This window comes from Serratia sp. 506_PEND, assembly GCF_001076875.1.
GTDB lineage: Bacteria > Pseudomonadota > Gammaproteobacteria > Enterobacterales > Enterobacteriaceae > Serratia > Serratia marcescens.
The window spans coordinates 1-16,669 of record NZ_JVEL01000360.1 but is presented as its reverse complement, the minus strand read 5'-3'; the positions used below and the strand labels follow the sequence as shown (position 1 = coordinate 16,669).

General features: G+C 60.1%; 19 protein-coding genes. 13 read left to right on the top strand and 6 right to left on the bottom strand.

The window, feature by feature from the left end; translation table 11 throughout:
- The 4 genes from ADK28_RS11665 to hisP all read left to right on the top strand — a co-directional run.
- Positions 1-592 (top strand): transporter substrate-binding domain-containing protein (locus tag ADK28_RS11665; RefSeq protein WP_048795717.1); only part of this gene is annotated, 592 nt, incomplete at its 5' end.
- An 82-nt stretch (positions 593-674) separates the two neighbouring features.
- A complete protein-coding gene (locus ADK28_RS11660) occupies positions 675-1,361 on the top strand; it encodes a histidine ABC transporter permease HisQ (protein WP_016926884.1) in 687 nt (228 codons plus the stop codon).
- Entirely contained in the window at positions 1,358-2,062 is a 705-nt protein-coding gene (locus ADK28_RS11655) for an ABC transporter permease (protein WP_004936100.1), read from the top strand. Before ADK28_RS11660 ends, ADK28_RS11655 begins: the two co-directional genes overlap by 4 nt.
- A gap of 20 nt (positions 2,063-2,082) precedes the next feature.
- Positions 2,083-2,856 (top strand): histidine ABC transporter ATP-binding protein HisP, encoded by a 774-nt coding sequence (gene hisP, locus ADK28_RS11650; RefSeq protein ID WP_004936098.1) that lies wholly within the window; start codon positions 2,083-2,085, stop codon positions 2,854-2,856.
- Between the two features lie 7 nt (positions 2,857-2,863).
- Here the strand turns inward: hisP and ADK28_RS11645 are convergent, their stop codons facing one another.
- From ADK28_RS11645 to yfcG, 3 genes are all read right to left on the bottom strand, one after another.
- Complete coding sequence (locus tag ADK28_RS11645) at positions 2,864-3,778, bottom strand: TIGR01777 family oxidoreductase (protein WP_016926885.1); 915 nt, start codon at positions 3,776-3,778, stop codon at positions 2,864-2,866.
- Between the two features lie 16 nt (positions 3,779-3,794).
- Positions 3,795-4,166, bottom strand: coding sequence for a dihydroneopterin triphosphate 2'-epimerase (gene folX / locus ADK28_RS11640; RefSeq protein ID WP_004936094.1), 372 nt, complete (start codon positions 4,164-4,166; stop codon positions 3,795-3,797).
- A gap of 111 nt (positions 4,167-4,277) precedes the next feature.
- Positions 4,278-4,907 (bottom strand): GSH-dependent disulfide bond oxidoreductase, encoded by a 630-nt coding sequence (yfcG, locus tag ADK28_RS11635; RefSeq protein ID WP_004936091.1) that lies wholly within the window; start codon positions 4,905-4,907, stop codon positions 4,278-4,280.
- 233 nt (positions 4,908-5,140) lie between these two features.
- Between yfcG and yfcE the strand changes: the two genes are divergently transcribed.
- Together yfcE and yfcD are read left to right on the top strand one after the other, a co-directional pair.
- Positions 5,141-5,692, top strand: coding sequence for a phosphodiesterase (gene yfcE, locus ADK28_RS11630; RefSeq protein WP_016926887.1), 552 nt, complete (start codon positions 5,141-5,143; stop codon positions 5,690-5,692).
- Positions 5,693-5,791: 99 nt separating this feature from the next.
- Positions 5,792-6,337 (top strand): NUDIX hydrolase YfcD, encoded by a 546-nt coding sequence (gene yfcD / locus ADK28_RS11625; RefSeq protein WP_004936086.1) that lies wholly within the window; start codon positions 5,792-5,794, stop codon positions 6,335-6,337.
- A gap of 54 nt (positions 6,338-6,391) precedes the next feature.
- Here the strand turns inward: yfcD and ADK28_RS11620 are convergent, their stop codons facing one another.
- A complete protein-coding gene (locus tag ADK28_RS11620; RefSeq protein ID WP_033639773.1) occupies positions 6,392-7,411 on the bottom strand; it encodes a LacI family DNA-binding transcriptional regulator in 1,020 nt (339 codons plus the stop codon).
- Between the two features lie 310 nt (positions 7,412-7,721).
- Here ADK28_RS11620 and ADK28_RS11615 point away from each other — a divergent pair, with 310 nt between their 5' ends.
- The 5 genes from ADK28_RS11615 to ADK28_RS11595 all read left to right on the top strand — a co-directional run bounded on the left by ADK28_RS11615 (position 7,722) and on the right by ADK28_RS11595 (position 11,759).
- Positions 7,722-8,165 carry a PTS sugar transporter subunit IIA gene (locus ADK28_RS11615; protein WP_033639775.1) on the top strand — a complete coding sequence of 148 codons (444 nt, stop codon included), beginning with the start codon at positions 7,722-7,724 and terminating at the stop codon, positions 8,163-8,165.
- A 92-nt stretch (positions 8,166-8,257) separates the two neighbouring features.
- Positions 8,258-8,539 carry a PTS sugar transporter subunit IIB gene (locus tag ADK28_RS11610; protein WP_015378585.1) on the top strand — a complete coding sequence of 94 codons (282 nt, stop codon included), beginning with the start codon at positions 8,258-8,260 and terminating at the stop codon, positions 8,537-8,539.
- 23 nt (positions 8,540-8,562) lie between these two features.
- Positions 8,563-9,942: a PTS ascorbate transporter subunit IIC gene (locus tag ADK28_RS11605; protein ID WP_048795716.1), complete on the top strand. Its 1,380-nt coding sequence runs from the start codon at positions 8,563-8,565 to the stop codon at positions 9,940-9,942.
- Between the two features lie 13 nt (positions 9,943-9,955).
- On the top strand, positions 9,956-10,807 hold the full coding sequence (locus ADK28_RS11600; protein WP_033639778.1) for a transketolase: 852 nt from the start codon (positions 9,956-9,958) through the stop codon (positions 10,805-10,807).
- Positions 10,800-11,759 (top strand): transketolase family protein, encoded by a 960-nt coding sequence (locus ADK28_RS11595; protein ID WP_048795715.1) that lies wholly within the window; start codon positions 10,800-10,802, stop codon positions 11,757-11,759. Before ADK28_RS11600 ends, ADK28_RS11595 begins: the two co-directional genes overlap by 8 nt.
- 63 nt (positions 11,760-11,822) lie before the next feature.
- Here the strand turns inward: ADK28_RS11595 and pta are convergent, their stop codons facing one another.
- Both pta and ackA read right to left on the bottom strand, forming a co-directional pair.
- Positions 11,823-13,979 (bottom strand): phosphate acetyltransferase, encoded by a 2,157-nt coding sequence (gene pta, locus ADK28_RS11590; RefSeq protein WP_028127748.1) that lies wholly within the window; start codon positions 13,977-13,979, stop codon positions 11,823-11,825.
- 74 nt (positions 13,980-14,053) lie between these two features.
- A complete protein-coding gene (gene ackA / locus ADK28_RS11585; protein ID WP_004936063.1) occupies positions 14,054-15,256 on the bottom strand; it encodes an acetate kinase in 1,203 nt (400 codons plus the stop codon).
- Positions 15,257-15,614: 358 nt separating this feature from the next.
- Between ackA and yfbV the strand changes: the two genes are divergently transcribed.
- Positions 15,615-16,070, top strand: a complete 456-nt coding sequence (yfbV, locus tag ADK28_RS11580; RefSeq protein ID WP_004936061.1) for a terminus macrodomain insulation protein YfbV — start codon at positions 15,615-15,617, stop codon at positions 16,068-16,070.
- A gap of 142 nt (positions 16,071-16,212) precedes the next feature.
- The coding region (locus tag ADK28_RS11575) for a YfbU family protein (RefSeq protein ID WP_048795714.1) at positions 16,213-16,669 on the top strand (457 nt) is incomplete at its 3' end.

Sequence of the window (16,669 nt, the reverse complement as noted above, 5' to 3'; positions counted from 1 at the left end):
TACCCAATGCACCTTCGTGGAGAGCGACTTCGACGCGCTGATCCCATCCCTCAAGGCGAAGAAAATCGACGCCATCATCTCTTCGCTGTCCATCACCGAAAAACGCCAGCAGGAAATCGCCTTTACCGACAAGCTGTATGCCGCCAACGCGCGTCTGATCGCGCCGAAAGGGTCCAAGCTGTTGCCTACCGTGGACGCCCTGAAAGGCAAGAGTGTGGGCGTGTTGCAGGGCACCACCCAGGAAGCCTACGCCAACGCCATGTGGCAGCCGAAGGGCATCACCGTCGTGCCTTACCAGAACCAGGATCTGGTTTACGCCGATTTGGCTTCCGGCCGTATCGACGCCGCCTTCCAGGATGAAGTGGCGGGCAGCGACGGCTTCCTGAAACAGCCGCCGGGCAAAGACTATGCGTTCGCCGGCGAATCGGTGAAGGATGACAAGTTCTTCGGCGTCGGCACCGGCATGGGGCTGCGCAAGACCGATACCGAGCTGAAAGCGGCGCTGGACAAAGCCTTCGCCGAGATGCGCAAAGACGGCACCTACGACAAATACGCGAAAAAGTACTTCGACTTTGACGTCTACGGCGGGTAATCCGCTTACCGTTCCATGCTGTGACTGCGGGGCCGGCGTGCCGGCCCCGATGGTTCGGATCCTAGACCACAGGGTGAAGTAGATGCTGCAAGGCTATTCCCAACTGATTTTCGAGGGGGCTCTGGTGACGCTGGAGCTGGCCCTCAGTTCCGTGTTGCTGGCGGTGGTGATCGGCCTGATCGGCGCCGGTGGCAAACTGTCTCATAACCCCTTTATCTCCGGCCTGTTCGGCGCCTATACCACGCTGATCCGCGGCGTGCCCGATCTGGTGCTGATGCTGCTGATTTTTTACGGTCTGCAAATCGCGCTGAACAATATCACTACGCTGCTGGGCTTCGCGCAGATCGATATCGATCCACTCGGCGCCGGCATCATTACCCTCGGCTTTATCTACGGCGCTTATTTTACCGAGACCTTCCGCGGCGCTTATCTGGCGGTGCCGAAAGGGCAGATCGAAGCGGCGACGGCCTATGGCTTCAGCGGCGCGCAGATCTTCCGGCGCATTCTGTTCCCGGCGATGATGCGTTTCGCCCTGCCGGGCATCGGCAACAACTGGCAGGTGATCCTGAAGGCGACGGCGCTGGTGTCGATTCTCGGCCTGAACGATGTGGTCAAAGCCACGCAGCTGGCGGGAAAAGGCACCTATCAGCCGTTCTTCTTCGCCATCGTGGCCGGCGTGGTGTATCTGATCTTCACTACCGTTTCCAACGGCGTGCTGCTGTGGCTTGAACGGCGTTACTCACTGGGCGTCAAGAGGGCCGAACTATGATCGAGATCCTGCAACAGTATTGGCAGTCGCTGCTGTGGAGTGACGGCTACCGCTTCACCGGCGTGGCGATCACGCTGTGGCTGCTGATTGCCTCGGTGGTGATGGGCGGGCTGCTGGCGATCCCGATGGCGGTGGCGCGCGTTTCTTCCCTTCGCTGGGTACGTTTCCCGGTGTGGCTCTACACCTATGTGTTTCGCGGTACGCCGCTGTACGTGCAACTGCTGGTGTTCTACTCCGGCATGTATAGCCTCGAGATCGTGCGCGGCAGCGAGTTTCTCAATGCGTTTTTCCGCAGCGGGCTCAACTGCACCATCCTGGCGCTGACGCTCAACACCTGCGCTTATACCACCGAGATCTTCGCCGGGGCGATCCGCTCGGTGCCGCACGGTGAAATCGAGGCCGCCAACGCCTACGGTTTCTCGCGTTTCAAGATGTATCGCTGCATCATTTTGCCTTCGGCGCTGCGCACCGCGCTGCCGGCTTACAGCAACGAAGTGATCCTGATGCTGCACTCCACCGCGCTGGCGTTTACCGCCACCGTGCCGGACCTGTTGAAGATCGCGCGCGACATCAACGCCGCGACCTATCAGCCGTTTTACGCCTTCGGCATCGCGGCGGTGCTGTATCTGATCATCTCCTACGTGTTAATCAGCCTGTTCCGCAAAGCTGAGAAACGCTGGATGGCACACGTTAGTCACTGATAAATGACGGGAAGAAAACCATGTCTGAGAATAAATTAGCCGTCACGGAACTGCACAAACGCTATGGCGACCACGAAGTGCTGAAGGGCGTCTCGCTGGCGGCCAACGCCGGGGATGTGATCAGCATCATCGGCTCCTCCGGCTCCGGCAAAAGCACCTTTCTGCGCTGCATCAACTTCCTTGAGAAGCCGAGCGAAGGTTCGATCAGTCTGAACAACGAAGATATTCGCATGGTGCGCGACAAGGACGGCCAACTGAAGGTATTCGACAAGAAGCAGCTGCAGCTGTTGCGCACCCGCCTGACCATGGTATTTCAGCACTTTAACCTGTGGAGCCACATGACGGTGCTGGAGAACGTGATGGAAGCGCCGGTGCAGGTGCTGGGGCTGAGCAAGGCCGACGCGCACGAGCGCGCGGTGCGCTACCTGGACAAAGTGGGCATCGACGAGCGGGCGCGCGGCAAATACCCGGTGCACCTGTCGGGCGGCCAGCAGCAGCGCGTCTCTATCGCCCGCGCATTGGCGATGGAGCCGGAGGTGCTGCTGTTTGACGAACCGACGTCGGCACTGGATCCCGAACTGGTGGGCGAGGTGCTGCGCATCATGCAGAAGCTGGCGGAGGAGGGGAAGACCATGGTGGTGGTGACGCACGAAATGGAGTTTGCGCGCCACGTTTCCAACCACGTGATCTTCCTGCACAAAGGGTTGATTGAAGAACAGGGGCCGCCGGCCGAGTTGTTCGGCAACCCCAAAAGCCCGCGCCTGCAGCAGTTCCTGTCCGGCGCGTTGAAGTAACGTCAGATCAGCGGGCTTCGGCCCGCTGATTGATCACGTCATCCAACGCCTGTTCCAACTCCAGATAGCGGAAGTGGAAGCCGGCTTCTTCCAGCCGTTTCGGCACCGCCCGCTGGCCGCCGAGCACCAGCACCGCCGCTTCCCCCATCAACAAGCGCATGACGAACGCCGGCACCCGCAGAAACGCCGGGCGATCGAGCACGTTGGCCAGTTGGGCGGCGAACTGTTCGTTATGCACCGGGTAGGGGGCGACCATGTTGAACGGGCCAGTCAGCGTGGCGTGATCCAGCAGATAAATAATGCCGTTGACCATGTCGTCGAGATGGATCCACGGCAGATATTGGCGGCCGTCGCCGATCGGGCCGCCCAGCCCGAAGCGGAACGGCGGCAGCATTTTGGCCAGCGCGCCGCCTTGTGGCGCCAGCACCACGCCGGTGCGCAGCAGGCAGACGCGGGTGGCGTCGCTCTGCGCCTGCAGCGCCAGCGTTTCCCAGCGTTGGCACAGCTGGTGGGTGAATTCGTCGTGCGGCGGCTCCTCTTCGGTGACCACCGCCTGCCCCTGATCGCCGTAGTAGCCGACGGCGGAACCGGAAATCAGCACGCCGGGCGGCGTGCTGCCGGCCTTGATCAGCTGCGCCAACCGTTCGGTCAGATCCCAGCGGCTGCGGCACAGGCGCTCTTTCTGCTGCGCGCTCCAGCGCTTGTCGGCGATAGGTTCGCCGGCGAGGTTGATCACTGCGTCGAAGTCATCCAGCGACTGCCGGTCGTCCAGCGTTTGCCAATAGCTCGGCCGATCGCCCAGCCTGGCTCGGGCGCGCCGCTCGTCGCGGGTCAGTACCGTAATGTGGTGAGAAAGCGCCAGCAGTCTTGCGGTCAGGCTGCTGCCTATCAATCCCGTTGCGCCGGTGATCAGGATCCGCATGGTCGACCTCCCTGAGTTAGCCCCGGCGGTAGCTCATGGTCATGGAGACCGAATCGGCGTAGCGCAGAGCCAGAAGTTTATCTATCTCCACTTCAGCATAGGTTACCCAGGCGTGTTCTTTTACGATGTCGAGCACATCCTGCGTTAATTTTTCCAGCAACGCGAAACGGTTATCTTCCACATGGCGGATGATCGCTTTGGTGATGGTGCGGTAGTTGAGCGCGTCGGCGATGTCTTCGCTGTTGCGCGCCTTATCCGCCGGGTAGTGGATCACCACGTTGATCAGAACGTCCTGTCGGTTGTTGATTTCCTCTTCCTTGATACCGATGAACGTGCGCAGCCGCAGATTTTTAATGCGAATAACGGCGTCGGGTTGACTGAAAGACATCAGAGATTCTCCATAGGTCTGATTATTAGCGTTCAGAATACACGGAAAGTAAGGAAATGATAACGTGAGGACGATGTGACTCCCCGGCCGACGGGGAGTCGGGGGAGGCGCTTAGGCTTGTTCGGCCAGTTTGTAGGCGCGCTCGGTCGCCGGGCGGTTGCTGATGCGCTCGAACCAGTTGCGCACCGCCGGGTAATCTGCCAGATCGATGCGCTGGCGCGGATGCGACACCACCCACGGGTAGGTGGCGATATCGGCGATGCTGTAGTTGTCGCCGCCCAGGTACGGGTGTTTTTGCAGTTCAGCGTCCAGCACGCCGTACAGCCGCTTGGTCTCCAGATGGTAACGCTCGATGGCGTAAGGCACCGGCTGCGGCGCGTAGTGATTAAAGTGATGATTCTGCCCGAGCATCGGCCCGAACCCGGCCACCTGCCAGAACAGCCACTGCAGGGTGGCGGCGCGTTCGCGCAGGCCCTTGCTCAGCAGCTTGCCGGTCTTCTCCGCCAGATACAGCAGGATTTCCCCGGACTCGAACAGGCTGATTGGCGCGCCGCCGTCCACCGGTTGCTGATCGACGATCGCCGGGATTTTGTTGTTGGGAGAAATGCTCAGAAAGTCCGGTTTGAACTGCTCGCCGGCGCTGATGTTTACGCGATGGATACGGTAGGGCAAGCCGACCTCTTCCAGAAACAAGGTGATCTTGTGACCATTGGGAGTAGGCGCGTAATACAGGTCAATCATGTTGCCTCCTGCGGTAAGGTGATCTGTAATTCATTACACGTTGCTGCGGTCTTCGCCGCGCACAAAGGTATATCAGAGATCCAACAATAGCAGCTAAGGATAGCAGGCTATGTGGGATTCGTCCGATGCTATCTGCGCAGTTGGATCACAATTCTCCACCGGGGCGGGCGGCGGTTTGCCGCACGGCGCCGGCGCGGTAAAATGGCGCTTATTTCCCTCTATAGGACAAGGTTATGAAGCTGATGTTCGCCTCGGATATCCACGGATCGCTGCCGGCTACCGAACGCGTGCTGGAATTGTTCGCACAACACGGCGCCGACTGGCTGATTCTTCTGGGTGATTTGCTGAATCACGGCCCGCGCAACGCGCTGCCCGCCGGGTATCAGCCCGCTCAGGTTGCCGAACGATTGAATCGCTATAGCGACAAGATCATCGCCGTTCGCGGCAATTGCGACAGCGAGGTCGATCAGATGCTGCTGACGTTTCCCATCGAGGCGCCCTGGCAACAGGTTTTACTGCAAAAAAGACGATTGTTTTTGACCCACGGTCACCTTTATCATCCCTCGGCACTGCCGCCGTTATCCCGCGGTGACGTCCTGGCCTACGGCCATACGCATCTGCCGCAGGCGGAGCGGCAGGGTGAGATCTATTGCTTCAATCCAGGCTCGGTCAGCATCCCGAAAGGGGGCTTTCCGGCCAGTTACGGCATGTTGGATCGGGGCACTTTGCGCGTGCTGGCGCTCGACGACGGCAAGGTCGTCGCGGAGGTGGCGTTAACACGCTAAACGCACTAATTTATACACACACAATAAAAATCTTTGAAAAACACTCATTGATTAACCAGCGCGCGGGATGCATCGCGCCAAAATAGAAGGTTTTAGAGGATGGCGGAACAGGGTCAGGCTGCAGATACCGAATGGGTTGATATCGTCGACGAGCAAAACGAGGTGATTGCGCAATCCAGTCGTCAACAGATGCGGGCGGAGCGGCTGCGTCATCGTGCTACCTATATTGTGGTGCATGATGGGATGGGAAAAATTCTGGTGCAGCGTCGCACCGAGATCAAGGACTTCTACCCGGGCTGGCTGGACGCGACGGCGGGTGGCGTAGTGCAAAGCGGTGAAAACGTACTGGATTCGGCGCGCCGCGAGGCGGAAGAAGAGCTGGGCATCGCCGGCGTGCCTTTCGCCGAACACGGTCTGTTCTACTTCGAAGAAGAGCAGTGCCGGGTGTGGGGGGCGCTGTTCAGCTGCGTATCGCACGGCCCGTTCGCGCTGCAGGAAGAAGAAGTGGCTGAAGTGTGCTGGCTGACGCCGGAAGAGATCACCGCGCGCTGCGACGAGTTTACCCCGGATTCGCTGAAGGCGCTGTCGCTGTGGCTGACGCGCAACAACGAACAGGATTACGGTAAGCCGCTCGACAACCACTGAGACGCCAACGCGTGAGAAAGCCGGTCATCGACCGGCTTTTTTTTTGCTGTGGATTCAGCAGCTGTCGCGGCGGCACAGCGTGGCGGGCAGGGAGCCCGCCGGTTGCCAGGGTTGCTCGTTCAGCCGCGCCAGCAGCGCCTGGCCGGCCTGAATGCCGATGTCGCGATGCGGAATGGTCATGGTGGTCAGCGGCGGCTGGCACACCCGGCTGAACTCGCTGTTGCCGAACCCCACCACCGCCAGATTGTCCGGCACCTTGATGCGCCGCCGCTGGCATTCATACAGCGCGCCGCAGGCCAGTTCGTCCGAGGCGCACACCAGCGCGTCCAGCTCCGGCCAGGCCAGCAAAAATTCCGGCAGCTGTTGCGCGCCGGTGCTGAAGCTGGCGGGCTGCGCGGCGTTGATCACCCGATGCGGCGACATATGGTTGCGCAGAAGCGCCTTGTGCCAACCCTGCAGGTGTTGCTGGAAAATCCACTGTTCCTGATTGGCGCACAGCAGCCCGATATTCTGATAGCCGCCGGCGATCACCGTTTGCGTCAGCTGATACATGGCCGCCACGTAATCGATGCCGATGCTCATGTCGATCGGATCGGCGCGCACGGCGCCGATCTCCACCACCGGAATGTTGGCGGCGATCAACGCGTTGCGGGCATTTTGCGAATGCTCGACGCTGAGCAGCACCGCCGCCGCCAGGTTGTAAGAGAGCAGGGTCTCTAGCAGTCTCTCCTCGCGTTCCAGGTGGTGCTGCGACTCCGCCAGCATGATGTGATAGCCGGCGGGCTGCAGCACTTTCTGCAGACCGGCGAACATCTCGGCGCAGCCGGATTCGGACAGGCTGGGCACCACCATGGCGATGGTGTAGGAGGAGGCCGACGCCAGCGAACTGGCGGCCAGGTTGGGCAGATACCCCAACTCGCTCACCGCGGCTTCAATCTTCTCGCGCAGTTTGTCTGAAACCTGCTCCGGCGTGCGCAGCGCGCGCGACACCGTCATGGTGCCGACGCCCGCCAGCTGCGCTACGTCAGCCAACGTCACCCTGCCCGTGCTGCGTCGTTTTTTACCGATCGACATGCCAAATCCCGACTGAAATGCGCGCGCGGCGCATAAAAATGGTGAGGGTGGGAAGCCGACGGCGCGGCTTCGACGATCCCCGTATGCGGTACATTCTACCCCGTTACCCGAAAGAGCGAGAAAAAATTGTGGTTAACGTCATGCCGCGGCGCGGCGTTTTGATAGCGCTATCACAGATCTGTATGATAGCGCTTTGGTAGCGCTATCTTTGTGATATCCATCACTGTGTGGCCGGGAGGGGTTGATTAAAGTTTTACCGTCGTCGGTGAATTAATCACCGGCCGCAATCATCGATTTTCGGGAGGATAACGTGCTGAAAGAGTGGCTGACCGCCGATCATATACAGCTGTGCGAACGGGTGGAGGACTGGCGCCAGGCGGTAACGCTGAGCGCGCAGCCGCTGCTGCAAGACGGCGTGATTACGCCGAATTATCTGACGGCCATCTTTCATCAGCAGGAGACGCTCGGCCCTTACTTCGTCCTGGCGCCGGGCATCGCCATGCCACACGCCCGGCCCGAGGAGGGCGCCAACGCGCTGGGGTTATCGCTGTTGAAGATCCATCAGGGGGTGAACTTTCATTCCGCGGATAACGATCCGGTTCAGGTGGTGGTGACGCTTTCCGCGCCCGACGGCAACAGCCACATCGAATTGATTTCGCAACTGGCTGAATTATTTTCAGACAATCAGGCAATGGAGGCGTTATTTCACGCCAAAGATAAACGACAAATCGAGGATATTATCGCCCGCTATTAACGTTTAATCACCAGGAGCACGATTAATGCTAACAACGCCGGGAATATGACCGGCGGCGCTACCCTACACGCTAAATTCAACAGGTGGATATCATGAAAATCATGGCGATTTGCGGTTCCGGTCTCGGCAGCAGTTTTATGGTGGAAATGAATATTAAAAAGGTGCTGAAAAAAATGGGCGTGGAGGCCGAGGTCGAACACTCTGACCTGTCGTCGGCCACCCCCGGCGCAGCCGACGTGTTCGTGATGGCGAAAGACATCGCCGACAGCGCCAGCGTGCCGGCCGAGCAGCTGGTGGTGATCAGCAACATCATCGACATCAATGAGCTGGAAGCCAAGCTGCGCGCTTACTTCGAAGCCCACTCAATCCTCTGAATAAAACGATTGGCGAGGTGGATATGTTTATCCAGGAAACGCTTAAGTTTGTGGTGGATATATTAAAGGTGCCTTCGGTGCTGGTCGGGCTTATTGCGCTGATCGGTTTGCTGGCGCAAAAGAAATCCTTTTCCGACGTGGTGAAAGGCACGGTAAAAACCATTCTCGGCTTTATCGTTTTGGGCGGCGGCGCCACGGTATTGGTCGGGTCGCTCAATCCGTTGGGCGGCATGTTCGAACACGCATTTAATATTCAGGGCATCATTCCGAACAACGAAGCGATCGTCTCTATCGCGCTGGAGAAATACGGCGCTTCCACCGCCTTGATCATGGCGTTCGGCATGGTGGCGAACATCGTGGTGGCGCGCTTCACCCGGCTGAAATACATCTTCCTCACCGGCCACCACACCTTCTACATGGCCTGCATGATCGGCATCATCCTGACGGTGGCGGGCTTCGAGGGCGTGCAACTGGTGTTTACCGGCGCGTTGACCCTGGGGCTGGTGATGGCGTTCTTCCCGGCGATCGCCCAGCGCTATATGCGCCGCATCACCGGCAACGACGATATCGCTTTCGGCCACTTCGGCACCCTGGGCTATGTGCTGTCCGGCTGGATCGGCTCGAAGGTGGGTAAGAACTCGCGTTCGACCGAGGAGATGAACCTGCCGAAAAACCTCAGCTTCCTGCGCGACAGTTCCATTTCGATCTCGATGACCATGATCGTCATCTACCTGATCCTGGCGATCTGCGCCGGGCGGGCCTATGTGGAAAGCGAGCTCAGTGGCGGCCAGAACTACCTGGTGTATTCGATTATCCAGGCCATCACCTTCGCCGCCGGGGTGTTCATCATTCTGCAGGGCGTGCGCTTGATTCTGGCGGAGATCGTGCCGGCGTTCACCGGCTTCTCGGAAAAACTGGTGCCTAACGCGCGGCCGGCGCTGGATTGCCCGGTGGTTTATCCCTATGCCCCCAACGCGGTGCTGATCGGCTTCCTGTTCAGCTTCCTTGGCGGGTTGGCCGGGCTGTTCCTGCTGGGGCAACTGAAGATGGTGCTGATCCTGCCCGGCGTGGTGCCGCATTTCTTCACCGGCGCTACCGCCGGGGTGTTCGGCAACGCGACCGGCGGGCGGCACGGCGCGATGCTGGGCGCCTTCGCCAACGGACTGCTGATCACCTTCCTGCCGGTGCTGCTGTTGCCGGTGCTGGGGGCGCTTGGTTTTGCCAACACCACCTTCTCTGACGCCGACTTCGGCGTGATCGGCATCCTGCTGGGCAATATGGCGCGCTTTATGTCGAAGGAGATGATCATGCTGGCGATTGTCGCCGTGTTCGCGCTGCTGGTGGCGCATAACTTCTTGAGAAAACGCAAAGGCGCGCCGGCCGCTGACCGCGTCGAGAAATAACGAGGGCAGACTGATGAACGACACAACGAGCGAAACGGAAATTGAAGAGCTGCGCACTCTGGCGCGCGCGATCCGTCTGGAAACGCTGAAAGCGCTGACCGGGCTGGGCTTCGGCCACTACGGCGGCTGCATGTCGGTGGTGGAGACGCTGGCGGTGCTGTACGGCGGCGTGATGCGCATCGATCCGGCGGACCCGGACTGGCCGGAGCGCGATGACTTCGTGCTGTCGAAAGGGCACGCCGGCCCGGCGCTGTACAGCACGCTGGCGATCAAGGGCTACTTCCCGCTGGCTGAACTGAAGACCCTCAATCAGAACGGCACGCGCCTGCCGAGCCACCCGGACCGGCTGCGCACGCGCGGCGTGGACGCCACCACCGGCTCACTGGGGCAGGGCGTGTCGATCGCCGCCGGCATGGCGTTATCCCATCGGCTGGCGGGGCGGCGCAACCGGGTGTTCAGCATCCTCGGCGACGGAGAGCTGAATGAAGGGCAGTGCTGGGAGGCGTTCCAGTTTATCGCCCACCACAACCTGAACAACCTGACGCTGTTTATCGATTACAACAAGCAACAGCTGGACGGCGCGCTGGACGAGGTGATCCAACCGTTCGATCTGGCCGCCAAGTTCCGCGCCTTCGGCTTTGAGGTGCAAACCATCAAGGGCGACGACATCGCGGCGCTGCTGGCGGCGGTAGCGCCGGCGCGCGGCGGCGAACAGCGGCCGCTGGCGATCGTGCTCGACAGCATCAAGGGACAGGGCGTGACCTATCTGGAAAACCTGTCGAACTCACACCACCTGCGCCTGACGCCGGACGTGCAGCTGGAGATCGAAAAAGCCATCGCCGAACTGGAGGCCGCCCATGTTTAACGTAGTGACGCAGTTGGAAAACGACGCCGTCGAAATGCGCAAAGTCTACGCCGGCGCGGTGCGGCGGCAGATTGAGGCGGGCGCGCCGATCATCGCGCTGGAGGCGGATTTGATGAGCTCGATGGCGATGGACGGCGTGCACAAGGATCACCCGCAGCACGTGATCAACTGCGGCATCATGGAGGCCAACGTGATCGGCGTCGCCGCCGGGCTGTCGCTTACCGGCCGGGTGCCGTTCGTGCATACCTTCACCGCCTTCGCCAGCCGCCGCTGTTTCGATCAACTGTTCATGTCGCTGGATTACCAGCGCAACAACGTCAAGGTGATCGCTTCCGACGCCGGGGTAAGCGCCTGCCACAACGGCGGCACCCACATGTCGTTCGAGGACATGGGCATTGTGCGCGGGCTGGCGCATTCGGTGGTGCTGGAAGTGACCGACGCCACCATGTTCGCCGACGTTCTGCGCCAACTGATGGATCTGCGCGGCTTCTACTGGGTGCGCACCATTCGCAAGCAGGCGACGCGCATCTACCAGGAAGGCTCGCGCTTTACCATCGGCAAGGGCAACCTGCTGCGCGATGGCGACGACGTCACGCTGATCGCCAACGGCATCATGGTGGCGGAGGCGTTGAAAGCGGAGGAGATGCTGGCGCGGCAGGGCGTCAGCGCGGCGGTGATCGATATGTTCACCCTCAAGCCTATCGACCGTGAACTGATCAAAACCTACGCGGCCAAGACCGGACGCATCGTCACCTGTGAGAACCACAGCATTCATAACGGGCTGGGATCGGCGGTGGCGGAGGTGCTGGCGGAGGAGTGCCCGACGCCGATGCGGCGCGTGGGAGTGAAGGAACGTTACGGCCAGGTGGGCACCCAGGCGTTTTTACAGCAGGAGTATGGCCTGACCGCCGAACATATTCTGGAGGCCGCCGGGCAATTACTGGCGCGTTAGGGAACGCAAAAGAAAAGCGCCGGTCAATGACCGGCGCTTTTTTATCGCTCAACCTGAAGAATATCAGGCCTTGGCGGCAGCGTCAGCCTGGGAAGACTGGATCGCCGTCAGCGCGACGGTGTAGACGATATCGTCAACCAGTGCGCCGCGCGACAGGTCGTTCACCGGTTTGCGCATGCCTTGCAGCATCGGGCCGATGGAGACCAGGTCAGCGGAACGCTGTACCGCTTTGTAGGTGGTGTTGCCGGTGTTCAGATCCGGGAAGATGAACACGGTCGCCTGGCCGGCCACCGGTGAGTTCGGCGCCTTGGACTTGGCAACGTCGGCCATGATGGCGGCGTCGTACTGCAGAGGGCCGTCGATGATCAGGTCCGGGCGTTTTTCCTGCGCCAGACGGGTCGCTTCGCGCACTTTCTCGACGTCGCTGCCTGCACCGGAGTTGCCGGTGGAGTAGGAGATCATCGCCACGCGCGGCTCGATGCCGAAGGCCGCGGCGGAATCCGCAGACTGGATGGCGATTTCAGACAACTGCTCGGCGGTCGGATCCGGGTTGATCGCGCAGTCGCCGTAGACCAGTACCTGGTCAGGCAACAGCATGAAGAACACGGAGGACACCAGCGAGCTGCCCGGCGCGGTTTTGATCAGCTGCAACGGCGGACGGATGGTGTTGGCGGTGGTGTGAACCGCGCCGGAGACCAGACCGTCGACTTCGCCTTGTTCCAGCATCAGGGTGCCGAGCACCACGTTGTCTTCCAGCTGCTCGCGCGCGACCACTTCGGTCATGCCCTTGCTCTTGCGCAGCTCAACCAGACGCGGCACATAGTTTTCACGCACGGCGACCGGATCGACGATTTCGATGCCTTTGCCCAGCTCAACGCCTTGCGCCGCCGCGACGCGCTGGATCTCGTCCGGGTTGCCGAGCAGCACGCATTCCGCGATGCCGCGTTCGGCACAGATGGCCGCCGCTTTCACGGTGCGCGGCTCGTCGCCTTCCGGCAGCACGATGCGCTTGCCGGCTTTACGCGCCAGCTCGGTCAGCTCGTAACGGAACGCCGGTGGAGACAGGCGGCGTGAACGCTCGGAGGTGGCGGTCAGCGAATCGATCCACTCGGTGCTGATGTGGCTGGCCACGTAGTTCTGCACTTTCTCGATGCGCTGGTGGTCGTCCGCAGGCACTTCGAGGTTGAAGCTCTGCAGGCTCAGCGAGGTCTGCCAGGTGTTGGTGTCGACCATGAACACCGGCAGGCCGGTCTGGAAGGCGCGTTCGCACAGCTTCTTGATCGGCTCGTCGATGGCGTAGCCGCCGGTCAGCAGGATGGCGCCGATTTCCACGCCGTTCATCGCCGCCAGGCAGGCGGAGACCAGCACGTCAGGACGGTCTGCGGAGGTCACCAGCAGGGAGCCTGGGCGGAAGTGTTCCAGCATGTGCGGGATGCTGCGCGCACAGAAGGTCACGGACTTCACGCGGCGGGTCATGATGTCGCCTTCGTTGACCACGCGGGCCTTCAGGTGGCGAGCCATGTCGATGGCGCGGGTGGCGATCAGATCGAAGCTCCACGGCACGCAGCCCAGAACCGGCAGCGGGCTGTTGGCGAACAGCTGCGCAGGATCGACGTGGGCGATGCTGGCTTTGGTGGAGTCGTCGAAGATTTCGGACAGGTCAGGACGGGTGCGGCCCTGATCGTCGACCGGCGCGTTCAGCTTGTTGATGATAACGCCGGTGATGTTTTTGTTCTTGCTGCCGCCGAAGCTGGTGCGCGCCAGTTCGATGCGCTCTTTCAGCTGCGCCGGGGAGTCGTTGCCCAGCGCCAGCACGAAGACGATCTCGGCGTTCAGGGTTTTGGCGATCTCGTAGTTCAGCGCGTTGGCGAACTGGTGTTTGCGGGTCGGCACCAGGCCTTCGATCAGCACCACTTCCGCGTCTTTGGTGTTCTCGTGGTAGCGCGCCACGATCTCTTCCATCAGCACGTCTTGCTGGTTGGAGCTCAGCAGGCCTTCAACGTAATCCATGCGCAGCGGTTCGGCCGCCGGGATAGTGGAGTTGCTGCGGATGATGGTGGTGGTCTGGTCGAGGGCGTTGTCGCCGGTGCGCGGTTGAGCGATAGGCTTGAACACGCTCAGACGAACGCCTTTTTGCTCCATGGAGCGGATGACACCCAGGCTGACGCTGGTCAGGCCGACGCTGGTGCCGGTGGGGATCAACATAATAGTACGTGACACAGAATAGTCCTCTTCACGATTAACATGAGGCTAAAACAACACCGTCAGCCTGGGCTGACGGTGTTTTGAGAGCATTACGCGGTCAGGCGGGATGCGTCCTGCGCGATGACCAACTCTTCGTTGGTCGGGATCACCAGCGCCAGGCGGCTGCCGTCTTTGGTGATGGCGCCGGATTTGCCGAAGCGAGCGGCCATGTTGCGGTCGTGGTCGATTTCGAAGCCCAGCAGGCCCAGTTTGTTCAGGGTCAGCTCACGCACCATGCCGGCGTTCTCGCCGATGCCGCCGGTGAAGATCACCGCGTCCAGACGGCCTTCCATCAGCGCGCTGTAGGCGCCGACGTATTTGGCCAGACGGTGGCAGAACACGTCCATGGCGCGTTTGGCGTCGGCTTTGCTGTCGTAGTTGTCTTCAACGTAACGGCAGTCGCTGGTGACTTCGGTCAGGCCCAGCAGGCCGGATTCTTTGGTCAGCATCTTGTTGATCTGGTCAACGCTCATGCCCAGAGAATCGTGCAGGTGGAAGATGATAGCCGGATCGATGTCACCGCTGCGGGTGCCCATGACCAGGCCTTCCAGCGGGGTCAGACCCATGGAGGTGTCAACGCACTGGCCGTTGCGCACTGCGGTGACGGAACCGCCGTTGCCCAGGTGGCAAGTGATCACGTTCACTTCTTCCACCGGCTTGTTCAGCATCTTCGCGGCTTCCTGAGTCACGTAGAAGTGGCTGGTGCCGTGTGCGCCGTAGCGGCGAACGCCGTGGTCGCGGTACAGGCTGTACGGCAGGGCGTACAGGTAAGATTCTTCCGGCATGGTTTGGTGGAACGCGGTGTCGAACACGGCAACGTTCTTGTCAGCCAGGTGAGGGAAGGATTTCAGCGCTTCCGCGATGCCGATCAGGTGAGCTGGGTTGTGCAGTGGTGCAAACGGCACGGAATCTTTGATACCCTGCAGAACTTCGTCGTTGATCACGGCGGAGGCGGTGAACTTCTCGCCGCCGTGCACGATGCGGTGGCCGATAGCGGTCAGCTGCGCGGAAAGCTCTGGTTTTTGTGCCAGAATAGTATTAACAATGAAGTTCAGCGCTTCGCTGTGTGCAGCGCCGGCCCCCAGGGCAGCTTCGTGTTTGGCGCCGTCCATTTTCCACTTGATGCGAGCTTCAGGCAGGTGGAAACACTCGGCCAAACCGGAGAGGAATTCGTCGCCGTTAACGGCATCGATGATGGCGAATTTCAGAGAAGAACTGCCGCAGTTAAGAACCAGTACTAGCTTACTCGACATGGAAGTACCTACTTAAATAGTCGTGTTGTTAAAAGAAAATCGAACACACGTGGTGAATTAATCGTCAATCAGACAACAAGCGTAGCGCATAGTGCCGATGACATTTATGATTAACATCATGTGAAGTGCACAAATCACAGGATGATGGAAAAACCGATGATTTCTCTGCGGTTTAAATAATCTTGATTTTTATAGGGCTAAAAGTTGACAAAATTTACGTCATCTTCTACCGGCCACAAGGCCGGCTTAGGATACCGATAGCCCGGTGCAAACACAAAATAAATTTAAAGCTTCAAATTTTTTAGTATGGTCTCTGGCAGCACGCTTTTAGTTTCTTTACGTGACGTTGAGGTACGCAATGACGAGCAAACCGTCCGGTTCCGTAAGCTGGTTTCAGGTCTTCCAGCGCGGGCAGCATTATATGAAAACCTGGCCGTCAGACAAACGTCTGGCACCGGTCTTTCCGGAGAACCGCGTTGCGCGTGCCACCCGTTTCGCTATCCGTTTCATGCCGCCGTTGGCGATTTTCACGCTGACCTGGCAGATCGCGCTCGGCGGCCAATTGGGCCCGGCGATCGCCACCGCGCTGTTCGCCTGCAGCCTGCCGATGCAGGGCTTGTGGTGGCTGGGGCGCCGTTCGGTCACGCCGCTGCCGCCGACGCTGCTGCAATGGTTCCATGAGGTGCGCAACAAGCTGACGGAAGCCGGACAGGCGGTGGCGCCGCTCGAAGGCACGCCGACCTATCAGACGTTGGCTGATTTGCTCAAGCGCGCCTTCAAGCAGCTGGACAAAACCTTCCTCGACGATCTGTAAATGAAAAAAGGCCGCGTTGTGCGGCCTTTTTCGTCTAAGCGCCAATAACCCCGGTTTAAATCAAAGAACGGTCGAGTTGTGATTTCCTGCGTTCTTGCGCTGTGCGATGCTCCCGCCATCACACAGAAATGAGGAAATCCTGATGGAAATGACCAACGCCCAGCGGCTGATCCTGTCGAATCAGTACAAGATGATGACCTTGCTCGATCCGGACAACGGCGATCGTTATCGCCGGTTGCAAACCATCGTCGAACGCGGCTTCGGTTTGCAAATGCGCGAGCTGGATCGCGACTTCGGCGAACTGAGCGAAGAGGTGTGCCGCACCATCATCAACGTGATGGAAATGCATCATGCGCTGCAGGTTTCCTGGGGCAACCTGAAAGAGAAGCAGGATCTGGACGAGCGCCGCCTGGCGTTCCTCGGCTTCGACGCCGCGACCGAGGCGCGCTACCTGAGTTACGTGCGTTTCCTGGTCAGCACCGAGGGGCGCTATACTCACTTTGATTCCGGCAGCCACGGTTTTAACGCCCAGACCAAAATGTGGGAAAAATACCAGCGTATGCTGGCGATCTGGTTGGCCTGTCCGCGCCAGTATCACT

What these genes read in the sequence shown, in the direction of transcription:
- ADK28_RS11605 (WP_048795716.1), top strand. Translation starts at nt 8,563, where the DNA reads ATGTTTATCCAGGAAACGCTTAAGTTTGTGGTGGATATATTAAAGGTG.
- ADK28_RS11620 (WP_033639773.1), bottom strand. Translation starts at nt 7,411, where the DNA reads ATGTCGATCGGTAAAAAACGACGCAGCACGGGCAGGGTGACGTTGGCT.
- ADK28_RS11600 (WP_033639778.1), top strand. Translation starts at nt 9,956, where the DNA reads ATGAACGACACAACGAGCGAAACGGAAATTGAAGAGCTGCGCACTCTG.
- ADK28_RS11655 (WP_004936100.1), top strand. Translation starts at nt 1,358, where the DNA reads ATGATCGAGATCCTGCAACAGTATTGGCAGTCGCTGCTGTGGAGTGAC.
- yfcD (WP_004936086.1), top strand. Translation starts at nt 5,792, where the DNA reads ATGGCGGAACAGGGTCAGGCTGCAGATACCGAATGGGTTGATATCGTC.
- folX (WP_004936094.1), bottom strand. Translation starts at nt 4,166, where the DNA reads ATGTCTTTCAGTCAACCCGACGCCGTTATTCGCATTAAAAATCTGCGG.
- yfcG (WP_004936091.1), bottom strand. Translation starts at nt 4,907, where the DNA reads ATGATTGACCTGTATTACGCGCCTACTCCCAATGGTCACAAGATCACC.
- yfcE (WP_016926887.1), top strand. Translation starts at nt 5,141, where the DNA reads ATGAAGCTGATGTTCGCCTCGGATATCCACGGATCGCTGCCGGCTACC.
- yfbV (WP_004936061.1), top strand. Translation starts at nt 15,615, where the DNA reads ATGACGAGCAAACCGTCCGGTTCCGTAAGCTGGTTTCAGGTCTTCCAG.
- ADK28_RS11660 (WP_016926884.1), top strand. Translation starts at nt 675, where the DNA reads ATGCTGCAAGGCTATTCCCAACTGATTTTCGAGGGGGCTCTGGTGACG.
- ADK28_RS11645 (WP_016926885.1), bottom strand. Translation starts at nt 3,778, where the DNA reads ATGCGGATCCTGATCACCGGCGCAACGGGATTGATAGGCAGCAGCCTG.
- ADK28_RS11610 (WP_015378585.1), top strand. Translation starts at nt 8,258, where the DNA reads ATGAAAATCATGGCGATTTGCGGTTCCGGTCTCGGCAGCAGTTTTATG.
- hisP (WP_004936098.1), top strand. Translation starts at nt 2,083, where the DNA reads ATGTCTGAGAATAAATTAGCCGTCACGGAACTGCACAAACGCTATGGC.
- ADK28_RS11595 (WP_048795715.1), top strand. Translation starts at nt 10,800, where the DNA reads ATGTTTAACGTAGTGACGCAGTTGGAAAACGACGCCGTCGAAATGCGC.
- ackA (WP_004936063.1), bottom strand. Translation starts at nt 15,256, where the DNA reads ATGTCGAGTAAGCTAGTACTGGTTCTTAACTGCGGCAGTTCTTCTCTG.